The organism is Kosakonia quasisacchari, assembly GCF_004331415.1.
GTDB lineage: Bacteria > Pseudomonadota > Gammaproteobacteria > Enterobacterales > Enterobacteriaceae > Kosakonia > Kosakonia quasisacchari.
On record NZ_SJOP01000009.1, the window covers coordinates 1 to 18,740 of the forward strand.

The following is an 18,740-nucleotide window of genomic DNA, read 5'->3' on the forward strand; positions in this document are numbered from 1 at the left end:
AACTGAAGTGTCGAACATGTCCCGCGCGCAGATCCTGCAGCAGGCTGGTTCTTCCGTACTGGCCCAGGCCAACCAGGTTCCGCAGACCATGCTGTCCCTGCTGCGTTAATTCGCAACCCTTTAAAAAAGGCATCTTCGGATGCCTTTTTTTATGTGCAATCGCCAGATATAACGCCTTTTCTGTTAGCTGTTTTGCCTCTCGATCTTTCTTCCGTCCTCCAGAATATTGCATAACGACAGGAACGCCTTTTGCTATCACCCCGGTGGTTTACCCGGTGATATGAGGATGACAGATGCAAAGCATACTAATTAGCGTTGATCAATTTGACGCTTTTACCCCCCATACCTCCGAACTTCTCGACATTGCAGACGCCTTGCTGGCCAAAGGCTGGCGCGTGGATGTTATTAGCTCAACCGCCGGGCAGAAATTAACGAGTGAAATAGCACGCCTGAGCGCGACAGGGCGTTTTACTGTCATCACTGAAAAGCAGGGCGCGCTGGAAACCTATTACAACATCATCTGGATTTACCGCGGTTTCTTTAGCGAAAAGTTACTCGATGCCATCGAAGCCGGAAAACTGGACGGCGCGATGGTTTTCCGCCATTTCAGTGACTACAACGATCTCTACCTACCGTGGGGCGTGGCGCTGGAAAACCAGTTTGCCGCGCTGACGCTGGATCTCTCCCCGCGCACGTCAGCCATCCTGTTACAGACCGGAGTGGAGAGTGCGCAGCTCAAACATTTGCCGTGGTCAGTACCGGCCAGCTTTGGCGCATTTACCCGCACGCGCGACGCGCAAACCTTGTCTCGCGTACTTTATATGGCGGGCAAAATGTCGGCGGAAATGTATGAAGTCCAACAGCAGGCGAGGGAGGCAGGCATCCAGATTGAGTGGTTCGATCTGAGCCAGCAGGTGCAACGCCTCGAACCGGCGTGGCTGGAACAGTATGACGTGATCATCGGGAATGACGAAAGCGTGGCGAAAGCGCTAACGCTTGGGATCCCGCTGTTCCTGGTTAACGAAGGTTACGTTGAAGGGTATCTGAATGCCGATAACCTGGCGCGTCATGAAGCCGATCATTTCTGCGCACTTACGTTGCACAACTGCCCGGACGCCAATGAATGGGTAGAACTGCTGCAAAGTGGTTATGCCAGTGCGCGCGAGTGGGCACTGGCGCAGCGCGCGACTTTCGTCAGTAAATGGACACTGGATACTGCGCTGGAGGCGATTTTTACGCTGCCTTTGGCGGAAAAAAAACGCCAGTTGGATGACAAAGCGCGTTATACGCTGAACTTCCACAGTAAAGCCGTGCTGGCGCAACAGCAGACCAACGAGTACTCCTTCAGCCGCTGGCTGGAGGATCGCCAGATTAGCGATGCACGGCGGGAAGCGCTGCGCTCTTTCGCCGGTGCAAACCCGGACAAAGCCAGTATCGGCGTGATTATCCTTGGCGATAACGACCGCAGCACGCAAACGAGAACCTCAGTTGAAAGTCAGTCGCTGGCTGCCGCCAGCATTGATGTCATTGCTGATGATAACGCCTGGCCTGCGGCAGTAAATGCGCTGCTAAGTACGCGTGATGCCGATACGCTGTTATTGATCCCCGCCGGTTTTACGTTGCGAGACGATGCGTTGTTACGCTTTGCCGAGCAACGGATGCAACAACAAAATGCCTGGTTGTTTTACTGCGATGAAATGACGCGCGCGGAAAATGGCGAACCGCTACTGACGCTGCGCCCGGATGTAAACATTGACCTGCTGCGCGGTGTGCCGTATGTCGGCCGCGTTTTGCTTTTTTCGCGTGATATTGCCCGCCAGCTCGGTGGATTGAATAGCCAATATCCGCAGGCGGCGATGATCGATCTGCTATGGCGCTTTGTTGAAGGGCAGGGAACACCAGCGTTGGGCCGCGTTGCTGAGGTGCTGGTGGAAAGCCCGGAAGTAGCGTCATGCTGGAGCGAAAACTCGGTGGTGGTAGGTGAGTGCGAAGAGATTTTGTTGGCCCACCTGCAACGGCTTGGCATTCAGGCCTCGCTGGAAGAAGGGTTAGCGGCGAACATCAAACGCTTGCGCTACCACTGGGACGCAAAGCCGCTGGTGTCGATCATTATTCCCACCCGCGATCGCTTTGCGCTGCTTAAACGCTGCATTGAAAGTTTGATGGAGAAAACGCGTTATCAACACTATGAGCTGTTGATTGTCGATAACCAGTCGGTGGAAGAGGATGCCTGCCGTTTTCTCAATGATCTGGCGGCATCAGGCATCGATCAGGTACGCATTTTGCGCTACGACGCGCCGTTTAACTTTGCCGAAATCAACAATGCGGCGGCGCAACAGGCGCGCGGCGAGGTGCTGGTCTTTCTCAATAATGATTGTGAAATTATTGATGGCGGCTGGCTTGAGGCCTTGCTGGAGCAAACGTTACGCCCGGAAGTGGGGCTGGTTGGCGCGCGTCTGGAGTATCAGGATGGCCGTATTCAGCATGGCGGCTTTTTGCTCGGTGTGCAGCATGGTGTGGACGTGGCTTTTGACGGTGCAGATGGCGAAAGCAACGGCTTTCAGCACTATCTGAAAACGCCGCGCAACCTGGCGGCAGTCAGCGCTTCCTGCATGATGGTGCGCAAAGAGGTCTTTTTCGCCCTCAACGGTTTTAACCAGGAAACGTATCCGGTCTATTTTGCCGATGTCGATCTTGGGCTACGCGCGCAGCAACACGGTTATCTCAATGTCTGGACACCGTACGCCCGCGTCAAACATATGGGCGGGGCGACACGCCTGCTGGGCAATAAGATCGATGTGCAGGAACGCCCGCTGCTGCCGGACTTTGCCACGCTGCGTGAAGAGTGGCGGCAAGGTCTGCTCGCAGAACCGTCATACCACCCGTTAATGCAAAAAGCAGGGCAGGCGTTCACGCTCAGCGCGAGCCTGGCGCGCTTGCATCAGCCGTTGCCGGGACGCCCGCTGCCGGTGGTACTGGCGCACCATGTTAACTGGGTCGGCGGTGGGCACCACCGCGTAATGCAACCTTTCAAAGCGCTGGAACGCCATTTAATGATTGAAGGCGGGCTGACCAACACCATTCCTGGTGTGATGGAAGCCGCGCAGCAGCAGCCGGATGTCATTTTGCTAGAGCTGATTACCGGCAGCCGTTTCCCGCAGATTATTCAACAGTTGCGCAGCACCAGTAACGCCAAAATCGTGCTCGAATATGATGACTACCTGCTCAATGTGCCGATCAAAAATGGTTCTCGTCAGCACTTCCCGCAGCAAATGGTGAAGAACTTTCGCAAAGTCGTCGACAGCGCCGACTGGCTGGTGGTTTCCACCACGCCGCTGGCGGACGCGTATAGCCGTTTCCATAGCGACATTCGCATTGCGCAAAACCGCCTTGCGCCGAACCAGTGGGAACATCTGTTCAGCGAGCGCGGCACGGGCAAAAAAGTGCGTGTTGGCTGGGCTGGCGGCAGTTCTCATGCTGGCGATCTGGAAATCTTATTGCCGTTGATTAAAGAGCTGGAAGGGAAAGTCGAATGGGTCTTTATGGGTATGAAGCCGCGCAATGTCCGCTGCGAATTCCACCCTGGCGTGCCGTTTGAAATGTATCCGGAAAAACTGGCCAGTCTCAATCTCGACCTGGCGTTGGTGCCGCTGGAAATCAATCAATTCAACGAATGTAAAAGTAACTTGCGTCTGCTGGAAATCGGCACCTGCGGCGTGCCGATCATCGCCACCGATATTGTGCCTTACCGTTGCGATCTGCCGGTTACGCTGGTGGAAAACCGCTTCAAAGACTGGATGAACGCGGTTCAGGCTTATATTAATGATGCCGATTTACGTCATCGTCAGGGTGATGCGCTGCGTGAAGCGGTGCTGAATAACTGGTATTTGCGCGGCGCAGGTCTGGATGACTGGCAGCAGGGCTGGTTACCGAAAGCATAATTTTCTCTGCCAGGCCGGCGGGCCTGGCAAACGTTCAAGGAATATCGATGAATAACCTCGCTCAGTACCCCTATCTGATTGTGGCACCCGATTACTCGGAGGCGTCTGCCGGGATACAAGTGCTGCATTTTTTTTGCCAGACCATAAACAACTCGGGCGGCAAAGCGTGGATTGTGGGCGGGACGGTTAACCCAAAATGGAATACGCCGCGTCTTACGGAAGATGATTACGCGCAATTACAGAAGTCAGGCGAGCCGTGGATTGCGGTGTACCCGGAAGTAACGAGTGGCAACCCGCTGCGTGCGCCGGTAGTGGCGCGCTATATGCTCAACAGAGAAGGGGTGATGAATGGCAATCGCCTCGATTTTTCACCTGATGATCTGTTTTTTTGGTATCGCGTGGAGTTCGCCGAAAAAGAGTATCAACCGGCGCTGTTAAATATTGAGAATTACGATCTCGATCTGTTCCAGGATGATAATCCGCATAAGGATCTGGACTTACTCTATATTAACCGCTTACCCGCCAGCGTTATTGAATATGACAAACTGCCGAAAAATCTGACCGTTCTGAGTATGCAAAACCCGCTGCCGCTGGATGAATTGGCAAAAGTTCTCAAGCGCGGACGCGTGTTATATACCTATGAATCTTCCGGTACCTGTCTGCTGGCTAACTTATGTGGTTGTCCGGTCGTTGGGTTAATCGCGCCAGGCTACGAAAGCTATGCGTTGAGCGAAAAAACGATACGCGAAAACGGCAATGCAGGTTATACGCTGGTTAATACCCCGGAAGCTATCGAACATGCACGCCAAAACCTCTACAAGTCCCGCGAGCAATTATTGCTGAGACGTGAAAGATCGCTGGTGCAATTCAGGGACTTCATAGAAAAAACACAATCTAAAGCGCAAGAAAAAGCACAAGAACATTACCGCAATACGTTTCAGGGGTGGCTTGAAAATAGAGTGGCGGGAAAACGCATTGATATGCGCTCTTCGCAGGCGTTGTTGTTCGTTATTCTGAATCCGCATGGCGATCGCGCCTCTGTGACTCTGACCGTGGATTCTTTGAGTGCACAATTAGGTGATTTGCCGAATGCCAGAATCCTGATCGTTGAGGATGGCGTTGATCATGACGAAACGGATAGCACCCTTTCCGTTGTCGATTTTCAGCATTACCAGCACAATTTTGCCAACCTTGTTCAGGCGGTCGCTGCCGACTGGTTACAGGTGGTTCCTGCCGGTGTGATTTATACGCAAGACAGCGTGTATCGCTTAGCGCAGACACTGCAAGAACGTTCTGCTGTGCAGGCTATTTATGCTGACGAAGCAGTCAGACATGCGGATTCAGTGACACATTTTTTCAAGCCAGAGTTTAATCTCGATCTGTTCTTTAGTGCGCCGTCCCGTTATTTGCAACGGGTTTTCTTCCGCGCGTCGGCATGGCTGGAATGCGGTGGCTGGGACAATAACGCAGGGTCGGCTTTTGAATTCGACCTCATTACAAAATTAATTGCCCGTTATGACATTGCCTCCATTGGTCATTATGCGGATATCGTCAATATTGTTGATGAGAAGATACTCACTCCCGCAAGTATTGAAATTGAGGGCGGCATCGTTGGTTCTTTCGCCGCGCAGCGAAATTTGCCAGTAGATCATGTGGAGTATAACGACGGTGTCGCGTGGCGGATCCATTACCCCCTGAATAATATGGGGCGGGTGAGTATTATCTTAACCCATAATCATGATGCTAATTTGATGACGCGCTGTATCGCGTCGCTGGTGGATAACACCGAATGGCATGATTACGAAATTATTATTCCTGTGATAAACACCGCCGACGCGATTGTTTTGCAGACCGCGCGGGAAGTTGAAAAACTGTTACCCGGCAAGGTTCAGGTGCTTGATCTGGGTAATTGCAGTGAGGTGCAGGCAGTAAACATTGCGGCGTCACACGCTGCGGGCGCCTCTTTGTTGTTATTAGACGTCAGATCGGTTTTCGTCTTAAAAAGCTGGTTAAACACTTTACTCAATCCTATGGTGCGACCCGAAGTAGCGTGCAGCGGGCCGAAGATTATTAGCTTTGATAAAAAGCTCATCAGCGCAGGGATGATTGTCGGCGCAGATAACGGGATCGCGAATGTCGGTACTGGAGAAGACTGGCAGTCTTTCGGGTATCAGGCTCGGTATCAATGTGAACAAAACTACTCGGTGCTCAATAGCCTGTGTCTGCTTATCAAAAAAGAATGTTTCACGCAGGCCGGCGGGCTGGATGAAAAATACACGTCGCTTGAAGTGAGTTCGGCGGCATTTTGCCTTGCGCTGCAAAAAATGGGCTACGTTTCTGTCTGGTCGCCTTATAGCATTATTGCCTCGGACAATTATCACTTTATGGATAATGAGTACCGGCAATCTCTGTTATCGCAAATGACGGCGCTGATGAAGGATTTCAGCGAGGTATTTGCAAACGATCCCGCTTATAGCCAGCATTTGTCGCTGAGTTCACCTCTCTTTACGCTGGACGCCAGCGTTACACAAAAACGCGTTTCCGTAAGCCCGGAACAGATGCCAGTGGTGTTGTTGGTATGGCATTCGCAGACCGTTTATACAAAACGGTTAACACACTATTTCCGCATGATGGAAGAAGCCGGAGAGATTACGTTCATTATCAAGGATGCGTTGCCTGCGCTACCTGCGCTACCTGCGTTACTCAGAACGCGCCCCGCTATCACCATTTTGGACGCCCAGTTGAGTGAAAGTGATATCAGCACCATTACGCAGTTTCGCGCGCTGACGGGGCAGGTTGTGCATTGTCTTTTCGATGAAAATGCCGAGCCGCTGGTTTCTCGCCAGAGTAGCCAACCTCTGCCGTTTGATCGCTGGCTGGTATTAAATTCCGCGCTGGAAAAATGGGGACGGGGCAAGGGGCTGGACGTTTTGCGAATTCCTGATTATCTCCCGCAGGCATGGTTTGCACAGAATAAACCCGTAGCGGTAAATTCTCCCTGTCGCGTGTTATGCCCCATTTTTTCCCTCACCGGGAAAGAGCGGGATTTCATCTGGCAGTTGATCGAAAAAACGCATCACATTGTTGACTGGTATATTTTTGGCGAGTGTCCAGCCAACTGGTACCCGCTGGTGAAGGGCACCTTTAAATACCATGCTAACCCTGTCTCGGTGGAGACGCTGGATGCACTGAATCCGGATGCGGTGATTTTGTTCCGTGATAACAACCATGAGCATCGGTTTGCGGAAAGTTATGCCGTGTTGCAATACGCCGCCCGTAATATCGCCGTTCTCTGCAGCGATTTTCCTTGTTTCAGCGAGTATGACTTCGTGACGAAACTGAAACCTAAAATGGCGCTCTGGACGCAGGCCATTGAAGATTTCGCCAGGACACGCAACCCGGCCTGTGAGAATCAAGAGCAGATCACTACTCTGCTTCACGACCGCTATCTCTTTGATGTGTCTCGCCAGCAAGCACTGCTCGCAATGTTGAAATAATGCGCTCTTTTGCGGTAATGAAACCCGGTAGCGTCTTATTACCGGGGTTTCTGCTGAATAAGCGATTATTTCAGCCCCACCATTTTCCTACCGCCTGCGCAGGCTCTGGCAGTTTACCTTTAGCACGCAAGGGGAAAAGCGTAACAAAATGCCCCCTGTTTCACCGATAGCTCGCCAGGCGCGTCGTTATGATGAACAGATAATTCCTACGCGCGCAGGTTTGTCTATGGACAATAATATCTTTGTTACCAGCCCTCTTTTGCCACCGCTGGAAGAGTTTATTCCTTACCTTGAGAAGATCTGGAACAACCGGATCCTCACTAACGGCGGTGTTTTCCATCAGGAACTTGAGGAGGCGCTGGCAAGTTACCTGGGCGTGAAATATGTCTGCTTGTTCGCAAATGGTACGCTGGCGCTGCTCACCGCCTTGCAGGCGCTTCGGGTCACCGGGGAAGTGATTACCACGCCTTACTCCTTTGTAGCCACCTCGCATACACTCCTGTGGAATGGCCTGACGCCGGTTTTCGCTGACATCGATCCGCAAACGTACAATATCAATCCTGAGCGTGTCGAAGAGCTGATCACCCCGCAGACCACGGCGATCATGCCGGTTCACTGCTACGGCATTCCCTGCGATGTAGACAAAATCCAGCAGGTCGCGGATATCTACGGCCTGAAAGTGATCTATGACGCGGCGCACGCGTTTGGCGTGAAGAAAAACGGCGTCAGTATTTTGAATCACGGGGATTTGTCGGTTCTGAGCTTTCACGCAACGAAGGTGTTTAACACCTTCGAGGGCGGTGCGATTATTTGCCACGATGCGCGTACCAAGCAGCGCATCGATTATTTGAAAAACTTCGGTTTTGCCGGTGAAACACGCGTAGTGGCCCCGGGTATCAATGCCAAAATGAACGAAGTTGAAGCGGCATTCGGCTTGTTACAGCTTAAACATATCGATCAGGCGCTGGCCGATCGTCAGGCGCTTTACCTGCATTATGTGGAATTACTGCAAGGAATTGGCGGGGTGCATCTGCTGGATGTGCCTGCTGATGTGACCTGGAACCATGCCTACTTCCCGGTGTTGATTGAGCCGGAGTTCGGCATCGATCGCGATTCGCTCTATGACGTACTAAAAAGCGCAGGTATTTTAACGCGCCGCTATTTCTACCCGCTGATTAGCTCTTTCAGTATGTATCGCGGGCTTGCTTCCTCGCAGAAAGAGAACTTGCCGTGCGCAAATGTTATCGCTGACAAAGTGCTGTGCTTGCCGATTTATCCGGGGCTGGCGCGCGAAGATCAGAAACGTATTACCGACATCATTCGCGGCGTTGCGGCCACAGCGACACCGAGTGCGCCGGTTATTTCGCTGGAGGGCGCATGACGGCTACGCGCACGGCGATGATCCTCGATGCGGGATTTGCTTCGTTACCTTTACAGCGAGCGGTCAAAACGGCGGGTTTTACCACGCTGGTGTGTAGCGGTAAGCCGCACGATGCGGGGATGAAATCTGCGGATATTGCCAAAGTCCAAAATTACGCAGATTGCGATGCAGTGTTAGCCATTGCACGCGAACACAATATTGCGGCTATTACGCCTGGTGTTACCGATGTCTCATACCTGACGGGAAGCCGCGTCGCTGCTGAGTTGGGCTTACCCGGTTTCGACACGCCGGATGTCAGCGACACGCTTTTTCTTAAAGATCGCTTCCGCGCCTGGGCAGAACAGCAGGGTTATCCGATACCGCGTGCGGTTAGAAGCGTTGAGGAAGCGCGTCATCTCCCGTTTCCGTTGCTGGTAAAACCGATTGATGCTTATAGCGGTATCGGCATTACCCTGGTGCAGCAGGCTGAAGAACTTGACGATGCGGTGGCAAAAGCCCGTAGCGCTTCGCAAAACGGCGAGTGCGTGATTGAAACCTTTTGCCAGGGCGCGTTGTACAGCCACTCCGCGTTTATCCGCGGCGGGGAGATTGTCTGCGAATTTTTCGTCGATGAGTTTTGCACCGTTTATCCCTGGCAGGTCAACAGTAGCAGCTTGAGTCTTTCCCTGACGGAAAGCATGCGAGACCGCGTCAGCGAATGTATGCAAACCCTGGTGCGCCAGCTTCAGCTGGTCGACGGTTTGCTGCATACCCAGTTTATCGCCAATGACGATGATTTTTGGCTTATAGAACTTACCCGGCGCTGCCCGGGCGATCTCTATTCCCGTTTGATTGAGCTTTCAACCGGCGTTGATTATTCCAGCGCATTTGTTGCCCCATTCCTGGGTTGCCAGCATACCACTGCGTTTTCAGCGCGACGCCCTGCGCCTCTGCGCGCCATTGCGCGCCACACCATTTCCAGCGACGTAGATACCCATTTTACTGGCTACCTTTTTGCGCCGCTGGCGGCACGCATTATCGAAACTATCCCGTTGAAATTGCCAGGCGATCGGCTGGAACCTGCGCCGCGTGACAGGGCAGGGTTGGTGTTTGCTGAATTTGATGATTTTGCTGAACTGGCGCGTTTGACGCCGCAGCTTAAAAACTATTTTTCTTTTAAAACGACGTAAGGACCGGATTATGGCAAAGCCCTTATCCCTGGCATTTATCGGCGGCGGCCTCAACTCTGCCATCGGTATGACCCATAAAATCGCCAGCCAGATGGATGGCCATTTCCAGCTATCTGCCGGTTGTTTCAGCCGGGATGACGCCCTTAACCGGCAAACCGGCATGACCTGGGGGCTTGATGAGAGCAGGATTTACCAGGATGCGTTGACGCTGCTTGAGAAAGAGCATGCGCATCTGGATGCGGTAGTGGTGCTAACACCTACGCCCGCACACCGCGAAATTCTGATGGCGTGTCTGGAATATCCGCTGCCGATCATTTGTGAAAAAGCCTTAGTGGCGAGCGTCAAAGACGCTGAGGACATTCAGCAGCGCGTTGACGAGGTGAATAGCCAGCTCTATGTGACATTCAACTATACCGGTTACCCGATGGTGCGCGAATTACGCCAGCGCTTGCAAAGCGGCGCACTGGGTCGGATTCAGCACGTGATGGTTGAGATGCCGCAAGAGGGTTTCAGCCGCTGTCGCAGCGACGGCAGCGTCGCGCTCCCGCAAACCTGGCGGCGCACGGATAACGCGATCCCGACGGTATCGTTGGATCTTGGCGTACATGTCCATCAACTGGTGGAGTTCCTCACCGGGAAACATGCGCTGGATGTCTATGCCGTTAACAGCACCTTTGCCCGTGTGCCCGGCGTAGTGGATACGGTGAATATCGTGTCACGTTATAGCGATGATGTGGTGTGCAATTACTGGTATGGCAAGGCGGCGCTGGGTTATCGCAACGGTTTGCGGATCAGGGTTTACGGCACAGAAGGCAGTGCGGAATGGCTGCAAATGGAGCCCGAGTATTTACGTGTTGCCGATATCCACGGCAACGTCAGCATTATTGACCGCACGGCGAGTGACAACACGGTGGCGAACCAGGAGCGGTACTGCCGCTTTAAAGCAGGCCATCCCGCCGGGTTTATTGAAGCCTTTGCGAACTATTACTGTGACATCGCGGCAGCATTACGCGGCGAAGCGAATAGTTATGCTATTGGCTCGCAGGTGGCTTTGAAAGGATTAGCTTTCCTTGAAAGCGCCAACAAAAGCGCATTAGCGCAACAAAAAATCATACTGTGATTGCCACTTATTGTGTACTGAATGAGTCTCTGAGGTAGATATGTCTATTCTTGAAAAAATTTGTGAGTCCAGAAACCATTTTCTCGATACGATCGACGAAATGCAGAAGAATGGTCGTCCGTTGGTATTATGCGGTGCCGGTTATTTAGGGCAAAAAACGTGGGAATTTTTAACCAGCAAGAATGTGAAGGTTGATTATGTCGCGGTCAATGAGAAATATTTCACCGAAGGTTCAACCTTTTACGGTTACGATATCATCAATTTAGACCAACTGACCCGGCAAGAAGGTACCTATAATTACATTCTGGCTATCCAGTATGTGAGCGCTGAATTAGAAGCGATGCTTGGAAACAACGCCGAAAGCATATTGATCTTTGATCACTCTTTTATTGGCGTAAATACCGATACGCTTTATACCGCCGAATTTTGTCAGGAAAATGAAGCTGTTTTGACCGAATTTTATAATTCTTTAGGCGATGAGCGCTCAAAAGAAACGCTGGCTGCGTTTATTAATCAGCGTATTTGCGCGCGCAGCTTGTACTATGGCAAGTATTTCGATCCTAACCACTACCTGGCAGAAGACCTGGTGCGCTTGCAGGACAATGAAGTGTATGTCGATTGCGGCGCCTACGACGGTGACAGCGTGGTTGCGTTCCTGAAAGCTGCACAGAAGCAGGGCGTGAAGAAACCCGCGAAAATCCTCGCTTTTGAACCGGAAGCAAAAAACTTCGCCTTATTACAACGCGCAGATATTGGTGATGTTGAACTCAAAGCCATCAATAAAGGTGTCTGGTCGGAAAATACAACATTACGCTTTGATTCCGGAATGGATACCTCGTCTCGCTTAAGCGAAGGGGAAGGCAACACCTCCATTGATGTGGTCAGCATCGATAATGCCCTTGAAGGCACGAATTACGCTACATTTATCAAAATGGATATTGAGGGGGCGGAGCTGGAAGCCCTAAAAGGTGCGCAACATACCATTCGTGCATCTTTGCCTGTTCTGACGATTAGCTTGTATCACAAGCCGGAAGATTTGCTGACGATCCCGCAATACATTCGTGAACTGTCGGATAATTATCGTTTTTATTTGCGCGGGCATCATCCGGCGCTGGCTTTTGAGCTGGTGTTATATGCATTACCTGTCGGGAGAACGGTTCAATAAAGTCAAATAACCCCCATTTCACCCACTATTCATCCGATTAAAACCACTCCAGAATCGGATAATCGTGCCGATAACTCAATTAACGCAGGGCTGTTTATCGTGAATTCACTCTATACCGCTGAAGGTGTAATGGATAAACACTCGCTGTGGCAGCGTTATGTACCTCTTGTGCGTCACGAAGCATTGCGCCTGCAGGTGCGTTTGCCGGCGAGTGTGGAACTGGACGACCTGCTACAGGCGGGCGGTATCGGTTTACTGAATGCAGTAGACCGATATGACGCTCTGCAAGGAACGGCATTTACCACTTACGCAGTACAGCGTATTCGTGGGGCGATGCTGGACGAATTGCGCAGCCGCGATTGGGTGCCGCGCAGCGTTCGGCGTAATGCCCGCGAAGTGGCGCAGGCAATGGGGCAACTTGAGCAAGAACTGGGACGTAACGCGACGGAAACAGAAGTGTCGCAGCGTCTTGGAATTCCTGTAGAGGAATACCGTCAGATGCTGCTCGATACCAATAACAGCCAGCTTTTCTCCTACGATGAATGGCGGGAAGAGCATGGCGACAGTATCGAGCTGGTGACGGACGATCATCAACAGGAAAACCCGTTATTCCAGTTACTGGAAAGTAATTTACGTCACCGGGTCATGGAAGCGATTGAATCGCTGCCGGAACGTGAACAACTTGTCCTGACACTGTACTACCAGGAAGAACTCAATCTGAAAGAGATTGGTGCCGTTCTGGAAGTCGGGGAATCACGAGTCAGCCAGCTCCATAGCCAGGCCATTAAGCGCTTACGTACCAAGCTGGGTAAGTTATAGGTCAGTGATTCTGCATCACTCCTGGTAAATGCCGAACAACGCATTGACAACCAGGAGTTATCATGACGGTGCAGCAACCTAAAAGACGGCCTCTAAGCCGCTACCTTAAAGACTTTAAACACAGCCAGACGCATTGCGCACACTGCCACAAGCTGCTTGATCGCATCACACTGGTACGCCGGGGCGAAATCGTGAATAAGATCGCGATCTCGCGCCTGGATATGCTGTTGGATGAAGCGGCCTGGCAACAAGAGCAAAAAGAGTGGGTTGCACTCTGTCGTTTTTGCGGCGATCTGCACTGCAAAGAGCAGAGCGATTTCTTCGATATCATCGGTTTTAAACAATATCTTTTCGAACAAACCGAAATGAGCCACGGTACGGTGCGCGAGTATGTCGTGCGTTTGCGCCGCCTCGGCAACCATCTCACAGAACTCAACATTTCCCGACAGCTGCTTGAAGAAGGGTTCCTCGACGAAAATCTGGAACCGTGGTTACCTGCGACCAGTACCAATAATTATCGGATTGCCTTGCGCAAATATGCGCAGTTTAAAACCCAGATGCGTTTTGCCTCCGTGCAAAAAATCGCTGTGGGCGCAACATCTGATTTATATTAAAAAGGAATAAGATGTAGCCGAGTCGTGCTTGTACTTAGCGTCAGGCACCTTACACTACAGCCAATTTCTTTATCGGGGTAACTATGAAACTAGCACTTTTGGGACGTCAGGCGTTGATGGGTGTAATGGCCGTCGCGCTGGTAGCAGGGATGAGCGTGAAAACGTTCGCGGCGGAAAACCTGCTCAATAAAGTCAAAGAGCGTGGCACGCTGTTGGTGGGCCTGGAAGGTACGTACCCACCGTTTAGTTTCCAGGGCGACGACGGCAAGCTAACTGGTTTTGAAGTGGAGTTCGCCGAAGCGTTGGCGCAGCATCTTGGCGTAAAAGCATCCCTGAAACCCACCAAATGGGACGGCATGCTGGCATCGCTGGATTCTAAACGCATCGACGTGGTGATTAACCAGGTCACCATCTCCGATGAGCGTAAGAAAAAGTATGATTTCTCAACGCCGTATACCGTTTCTGGTATCCAGGCGTTGGTGAAGAAAGGAAACGAAGCGGGGATTAAATCCGCAGCGGATCTGAAAGGCAAAAAAGTGGGCGTTGGACTTGGCACCAACTATGAAGAGTGGCTGCGTAAGAACGTGCAGGGCGTTGATATTCGCACCTATGATGATGACCCGACTAAATATCAGGATTTACGCGTTGGCCGTATTGACGCCATCCTGGTCGATCGTCTGGCCGCGCTGGATCTGGTGAAGAAAACCAAAGATACGCTGGCAGTGGCGGGAGATGCTTTCTCGCGTCAGGAATCCGGCGTTGCGCTGCGTAAAGGTAATGACGATTTGCTGAAAGCTATCGACGCAGCCATTGCCGAGATGCAAAAAGACGGCACCATGAAAACGCTGTCAGAAAAATGGTTTGGAGCGGATGTGACGAAGTAAACGTTGCCCGTTAAAAAAAGGCGCTTAATCAAGCGCCTTTTTTATTTCATCGATTTTAGCGTGCATAATAAAAACATTGGCTAACGTTACCTGGTCTTCGGAGATTTTATGTCCTTGCACAATGTGACCCGCTTTCCGCGCCTGGAGTTGATTGGCGCACCCACGCCGCTGGAGTATCTGCCGCGGCTTTCCGACTACCTCGGGCGCGAAATTTTTATTAAACGCGATGATGTGACGCCTGTTGCGATGGGCGGCAACAAGCTGCGCAAACTCGAGTTCCTGGCGGCGGATGCATTGCGCGAGGGCGCTGATACGCTAATTACCGCAGGGGCGATTCAATCCAATCATGTTCGCCAGACAGCAGCGGTAGCGGCGAAATTGGGCCTGCACTGTGTTGCGCTTTTGGAAAACCCAATAGGTACCACGGCGGAAAACTACCTGACCAATGGCAACCGCTTGCTGCTGGATCTGTTCAATGCGCAGATCGAAATGTGTGACGCATTGACAGATCCCACCGCACAACTGGAGGAACTGGCGACACGCATAGAGGCGCAGGGTTTCCGCCCTTATGTGATCCCGGTTGGTGGCTCAAACGCGCTGGGCGCAATGGGGTATGTGGAAAGCGCGCTGGAAATTGCACAGCAATGCGAAGGTGCGGTTAGCCTTTCGTCGGTGGTGGTGGCTTCTGGCAGCGCGGGTACGCATGCCGGTCTGGCGGTTGGGCTGGAGCAACTGATGCCGGATGTGGAACTGGTTGGCGTGACGGTTTCGCGCAGCGTGGCGGATCAAAAACCGAAAGTGGTGACGCTGCAACAGGCTATCGCGAGGGAACTCGAATTGCAGGCCAACGCCGATATTCTGTTGTGGGATGACTACTTCGCGCCGGGCTATGGCACGCCCAATGATGAAGGAATGGAAGCGGTGAAATTGCTTGCCCGCCTGGAAGGCATTTTGCTCGATCCGGTTTATACCGGGAAAGCGATGGCCGGGTTGCTGGATGGTATTGAGCAGAATCGCTTTAAAGATAACGGACCCATCCTGTTTATCCATACGGGCGGCGCACCGGCGCTGTTTGCCTATCACCCCCATATTTAATTCCCAGGCAGAGCAAAAATAATGCAAGAGAGTCTACAACTGGTTATCGACTCTGCGCCTTTCCTGTTAAAGGGCGCGGTATTTACACTGCAACTCAGTATTGGCGGGATGTTTTTTGGTTTATTGCTCGGCTTTCTGCTGGCTCTGATGCGCATGTCGTCGCTCTTACCTGTGCGCTGGCTGGCGCGTTTGTACATCTCGATTTTTCGCGGTACGCCGCTTATCGCACAGTTGTTTATGATCTATTACGGTCTGCCGCAGTTTGGTATTGAGCTGGATCCTATCCCGTCGGCGATGATTGGCCTGTCACTTAATACGGCAGCCTACGCGGCGGAGACGTTGCGCGCGGCTATTTCGTCTATCGATAAAGGGCAGTGGGAAGCGGCGGCCAGTATTGGTATGACGCCGTGGCAGACATTGCGTCGCGCTATTCTCCCGCAGGCCGCGCGTGTCGCGCTGCCGCCGCTGAGCAACAGTTTCATTAGCCTGGTGAAAGATACGTCACTGGCGGCAACCATTCAGGTGCCGGAGCTGTTCCGCCAGGCGCAATTGATAACGTCCCGCACGCTGGAAGTGTTCACCATGTACCTTGCGGCGTCGCTGATTTACTGGGTGATGGCGACGGTACTTTCTTCCCTGCAAAACTATTTTGAACACCAGCTTAATCGTCAGGAGCGTGATCCGAAATGAGTGCTATCGACGTGAAAAATCTGGTGAAAAAATTCCACGGCCAGACGGTGTTGCACGGTATCGATCTTGAGGTGCAACAGGGCGAAGTGGTGGCGATTATTGGCCCGAGTGGCTCCGGTAAAACCACGTTGTTGCGCAGTATTAACCTGCTTGAGCAGCCGGAGAACGGCACTATCCGTGTTGGCGAAATCACCATTGATACCGCGCGATCGCTTAGCCAGCAGAAAAGCGCTATCCGCCGGTTACGCCAGCATGTTGGTTTTGTCTTTCAGAATTTCAATTTGTTCCCACATCGGACAGTACTGGAAAACATTATTGAAGGGCCGGTGATCGTGAAAGGTGAGCCCAAGGAAGAGGCTGCTGCGCGCGCGCGCGAACTCTTGGAAAAAGTGGGGTTGAGTGGCAAAGAGAACAGTTATCCACGGCGTTTATCGGGTGGGCAGCAGCAGCGTGTAGCGATAGCTCGTGCGCTGGCGATGCGCCCGGACGTGATTCTTTTTGACGAGCCGACATCCGCGCTCGATCCTGAGCTGGTGGGCGAAGTTCTTAATGCCATTCGCCAACTGGCGCAAGAAAAGCGCACGATGGTGATTGTCACGCATGAGATGAGCTTTGCGCGTGACGTGGCGGACAGGGCAATTTTTATGGATCAGGGGCGTATTGTGGAACAGGGGCCCGCGAAAACGTTGTTTGCCGACCCGCAGCAACCGCGTACGCGTCAGTTTCTGGAAAAATTCCTCATGCAATAATGCCTTCGCGGTTCAGCACACATTACGGCTGAATCGCGTTAATTTCACTTAAGTTAAAATTCACTGTATTTATTACATGCACGTTTTGCAGGGATATTTCCCGGCTATATGCTGTGTGTCTGAAACGCCCACTAGTTATTCCTTCCTAAGATGCCGTTAACGCTGGCGTTAAGCGCAACTTATTTCCAGATACATCGATATTTTATATTTATAATTAAGTTTTATGTGTTAGCTTATTGTATACAAAATAATGATTATTAAAACCAGGGGTATTACCGGTCGGTATGCAGGATATAGAATTCTTTACCTGGCGTCGTGACATGATGTCGCGGTTCCAGGAGATGACAACAGCCCAGGATGTTTATTCCGAATTACAGCGGCAGACACAGCTGCTGGAATTTGATTATTTTTCGCTTTGCGTTCGCCACCCGGTGCCTTTTACCCGGCCGAAGTTGAGCGTTGAAAGCTCTTATCCACAAGCGTGGATGCAGCATTATCAGGCAGAGAATTACTTTGCTATTGACCCGGTGCTTAAGGCTGAAAACTTCATACAGGGACATCTTCCCTGGAATGACAAACTCTTTCACGATGCTATGGTTTTGTGGGATGCTGCGCGGGATCACGGATTGCGCAAAGGTATTTCGCAGTGCCTGATGTTGCCCAATCATGCAATGGGTTTTTTGTCCGTGTCGCGCACCAGCCTGTTTGGCAAAATGATGTCGGATGATGAAATTGAATTGCGCATGCAGACATTGGTGCAGTTAAGCCTGCTGGCATTAACTCGTCTGGAAGATCAGATGGTGCTGGCACCTGAAATGAAATTCAGTAAGCGTGAACGTGAAATTCTCAAGTGGACAGCGGAAGGTAAAACATCTGCAGAGATCGCGATGATTTTATCCATATCCGAAAACACAGTTAATTTTCATCAAAAAAATATGCAGAAGAAATTTAACGCGCCGAACAAAACACAGATCGCATGCTACGCAGCGGCAACAGGGATGATTTAAATAACCCTTCTGTTTTGCCCGGCAAAGATAGCCAGCTGACAAATCTATTTTGGCAGCCGGTTATTATTTACTGGCGATAGGCTTGTTTAATTTGCTTAACAGTACCGGAAAATACCGCAGCCTGAGCGTCGTCTTCCATTTGTTCGATTTGCTTTTCCATTTTGATGATAACGCGTCCTGCGTCTGCCTGGCCCATCGCCTGCAGCATCAGTGTAATCATTGATTTCAGGCAGGAGACTTCCAGCGCCAGTTCCTTTGCATTATCAGCAGTGGAAAAATCAGGTGTGCTCAATTTATTTTCCTCGTTACGGTGTCGCGCAGGTGCGCGACGGACACTGTCAAAGCGGCGGAGTATACCATAATGACGGCAAAAGAAAGCAGTGGTTGTTTTTTGATCATTATTTTCAGTTTATTAAATTAAACCTGACGGTAATAAGCCGTGCTGTTTTTAATTGTCGAAGAATATATGTTTAAGCAAGGTTTAGTAGCAGTTAATTGTTGTTACATGTGAAGCGTGCTAATAGTCATATCTGCAAACACAATTTCGAGTAACTTTTTGAAAAGCCGGGCTAAAACTTTTTTAGCGCTGCGCTTGAAAAGATCGCGGAA

Annotated in this window: 16 protein-coding genes; 14 read left to right on the plus strand and 2 right to left on the minus strand. The window is 51.5% G+C overall.

Annotated features, from left to right (window positions below; translation table 11 throughout):
* The 14 genes from E0L21_RS11095 to sdiA form a co-directional block, all read left to right on the plus strand.
* The coding region (locus E0L21_RS11095) for a flagellin (protein ID WP_268886888.1) at window positions 1-109 on the plus strand (109 nt) is incomplete at its 5' end.
* Window positions 110-293: 184 nt separating this feature from the next.
* Window positions 294-3,941, plus strand: coding sequence for a glycosyltransferase (locus E0L21_RS11100; RefSeq protein WP_131409449.1), 3,648 nt, complete (start codon window positions 294-296; stop codon window positions 3,939-3,941).
* A 47-nt stretch (window positions 3,942-3,988) separates the two neighbouring features.
* Window positions 3,989-7,438, plus strand: coding sequence for a glycosyltransferase family protein (locus tag E0L21_RS11105; RefSeq protein ID WP_131409451.1), 3,450 nt, complete (start codon window positions 3,989-3,991; stop codon window positions 7,436-7,438).
* 226 nt (window positions 7,439-7,664) lie between these two features.
* Window positions 7,665-8,819, plus strand: coding sequence for a DegT/DnrJ/EryC1/StrS family aminotransferase (locus E0L21_RS11110; protein WP_131409453.1), 1,155 nt, complete (start codon window positions 7,665-7,667; stop codon window positions 8,817-8,819).
* A complete protein-coding gene (locus tag E0L21_RS11115) occupies window positions 8,816-9,988 on the plus strand; it encodes an ATP-grasp domain-containing protein (RefSeq protein ID WP_131409455.1) in 1,173 nt (390 codons plus the stop codon). Before E0L21_RS11110 ends, E0L21_RS11115 begins: the two co-directional genes overlap by 4 nt.
* Window positions 9,989-9,998: 10 nt before the next feature.
* Window positions 9,999-11,108 carry a Gfo/Idh/MocA family protein gene (locus tag E0L21_RS11120; protein WP_131409458.1) on the plus strand — a complete coding sequence of 370 codons (1,110 nt, stop codon included), beginning with the start codon at window positions 9,999-10,001 and terminating at the stop codon, window positions 11,106-11,108.
* 40 nt (window positions 11,109-11,148) lie between these two features.
* Window positions 11,149-12,273 (plus strand): FkbM family methyltransferase, encoded by a 1,125-nt coding sequence (locus tag E0L21_RS11125; protein ID WP_131409460.1) that lies wholly within the window; start codon window positions 11,149-11,151, stop codon window positions 12,271-12,273.
* A gap of 99 nt (window positions 12,274-12,372) precedes the next feature.
* On the plus strand, window positions 12,373-13,092 hold the full coding sequence (gene fliA / locus E0L21_RS11130) for an RNA polymerase sigma factor FliA (protein ID WP_131409462.1): 720 nt from the start codon (window positions 12,373-12,375) through the stop codon (window positions 13,090-13,092).
* Between the two features lie 62 nt (window positions 13,093-13,154).
* Window positions 13,155-13,706 (plus strand): flagella biosynthesis regulatory protein FliZ, encoded by a 552-nt coding sequence (gene fliZ / locus E0L21_RS11135; protein WP_017458347.1) that lies wholly within the window; start codon window positions 13,155-13,157, stop codon window positions 13,704-13,706.
* 83 nt (window positions 13,707-13,789) lie between these two features.
* Window positions 13,790-14,590 carry a cystine ABC transporter substrate-binding protein gene (tcyJ, locus tag E0L21_RS11140; RefSeq protein ID WP_017458346.1) on the plus strand — a complete coding sequence of 267 codons (801 nt, stop codon included), beginning with the start codon at window positions 13,790-13,792 and terminating at the stop codon, window positions 14,588-14,590.
* Window positions 14,591-14,698: 108 nt separating this feature from the next.
* Complete coding sequence (gene dcyD / locus E0L21_RS11145; protein ID WP_131409464.1) at window positions 14,699-15,685, plus strand: D-cysteine desulfhydrase; 987 nt, start codon at window positions 14,699-14,701, stop codon at window positions 15,683-15,685.
* A 21-nt stretch (window positions 15,686-15,706) separates the two neighbouring features.
* A complete protein-coding gene (gene tcyL, locus E0L21_RS11150; RefSeq protein ID WP_131409466.1) occupies window positions 15,707-16,375 on the plus strand; it encodes a cystine ABC transporter permease in 669 nt (222 codons plus the stop codon).
* Window positions 16,372-17,124: an L-cystine ABC transporter ATP-binding protein TcyN gene (gene tcyN, locus E0L21_RS11155; RefSeq protein ID WP_131409468.1), complete on the plus strand. Its 753-nt coding sequence runs from the start codon at window positions 16,372-16,374 to the stop codon at window positions 17,122-17,124. The genes tcyL and tcyN overlap by 4 nt, the downstream gene beginning before the upstream one ends.
* A gap of 284 nt (window positions 17,125-17,408) precedes the next feature.
* Entirely contained in the window at window positions 17,409-18,131 is a 723-nt protein-coding gene (gene sdiA, locus E0L21_RS11160; RefSeq protein ID WP_131409470.1) for a transcriptional regulator SdiA, read from the plus strand.
* 67 nt (window positions 18,132-18,198) lie between these two features.
* Here sdiA and E0L21_RS11165 read toward each other — a convergent pair whose 3' ends face one another.
* On the minus strand, window positions 18,199-18,423 hold the full coding sequence (locus E0L21_RS11165) for a DUF2594 family protein (protein WP_131409472.1): 225 nt from the start codon (window positions 18,421-18,423) through the stop codon (window positions 18,199-18,201).
* Window positions 18,420-18,530 carry a hypothetical protein gene (locus E0L21_RS25530; RefSeq protein ID WP_456237417.1) on the minus strand — a complete coding sequence of 37 codons (111 nt, stop codon included), beginning with the start codon at window positions 18,528-18,530 and terminating at the stop codon, window positions 18,420-18,422. The genes E0L21_RS11165 and E0L21_RS25530 overlap by 4 nt, the downstream gene beginning before the upstream one ends.
* Window positions 18,531-18,740: the final 210 nt, after the last annotated feature.

Bases quoted from the DNA above. Each gene is read 5' to 3' on its own strand.
- E0L21_RS11100 (WP_131409449.1), top strand. From the start codon at position 294: ATGCAAAGCATACTAATTAGCGTTGATCAATTTGACGCTTTTACCCCC.
- tcyL (WP_131409466.1), top strand. From the start codon at position 15,707: ATGCAAGAGAGTCTACAACTGGTTATCGACTCTGCGCCTTTCCTGTTA.
- tcyJ (WP_017458346.1), top strand. From the start codon at position 13,790: ATGAAACTAGCACTTTTGGGACGTCAGGCGTTGATGGGTGTAATGGCC.
- tcyN (WP_131409468.1), top strand. From the start codon at position 16,372: ATGAGTGCTATCGACGTGAAAAATCTGGTGAAAAAATTCCACGGCCAG.
- E0L21_RS11105 (WP_131409451.1), top strand. From the start codon at position 3,989: ATGAATAACCTCGCTCAGTACCCCTATCTGATTGTGGCACCCGATTAC.
- E0L21_RS11120 (WP_131409458.1), top strand. From the start codon at position 9,999: ATGGCAAAGCCCTTATCCCTGGCATTTATCGGCGGCGGCCTCAACTCT.
- E0L21_RS25530 (WP_456237417.1), bottom strand. From the start codon at position 18,530: ATGATCAAAAAACAACCACTGCTTTCTTTTGCCGTCATTATGGTATAC.
- E0L21_RS11115 (WP_131409455.1), top strand. From the start codon at position 8,816: ATGACGGCTACGCGCACGGCGATGATCCTCGATGCGGGATTTGCTTCG.
- fliZ (WP_017458347.1), top strand. From the start codon at position 13,155: ATGACGGTGCAGCAACCTAAAAGACGGCCTCTAAGCCGCTACCTTAAA.
- dcyD (WP_131409464.1), top strand. From the start codon at position 14,699: ATGTCCTTGCACAATGTGACCCGCTTTCCGCGCCTGGAGTTGATTGGC.
- sdiA (WP_131409470.1), top strand. From the start codon at position 17,409: ATGCAGGATATAGAATTCTTTACCTGGCGTCGTGACATGATGTCGCGG.
- E0L21_RS11125 (WP_131409460.1), top strand. From the start codon at position 11,149: ATGTCTATTCTTGAAAAAATTTGTGAGTCCAGAAACCATTTTCTCGAT.
- E0L21_RS11110 (WP_131409453.1), top strand. From the start codon at position 7,665: ATGGACAATAATATCTTTGTTACCAGCCCTCTTTTGCCACCGCTGGAA.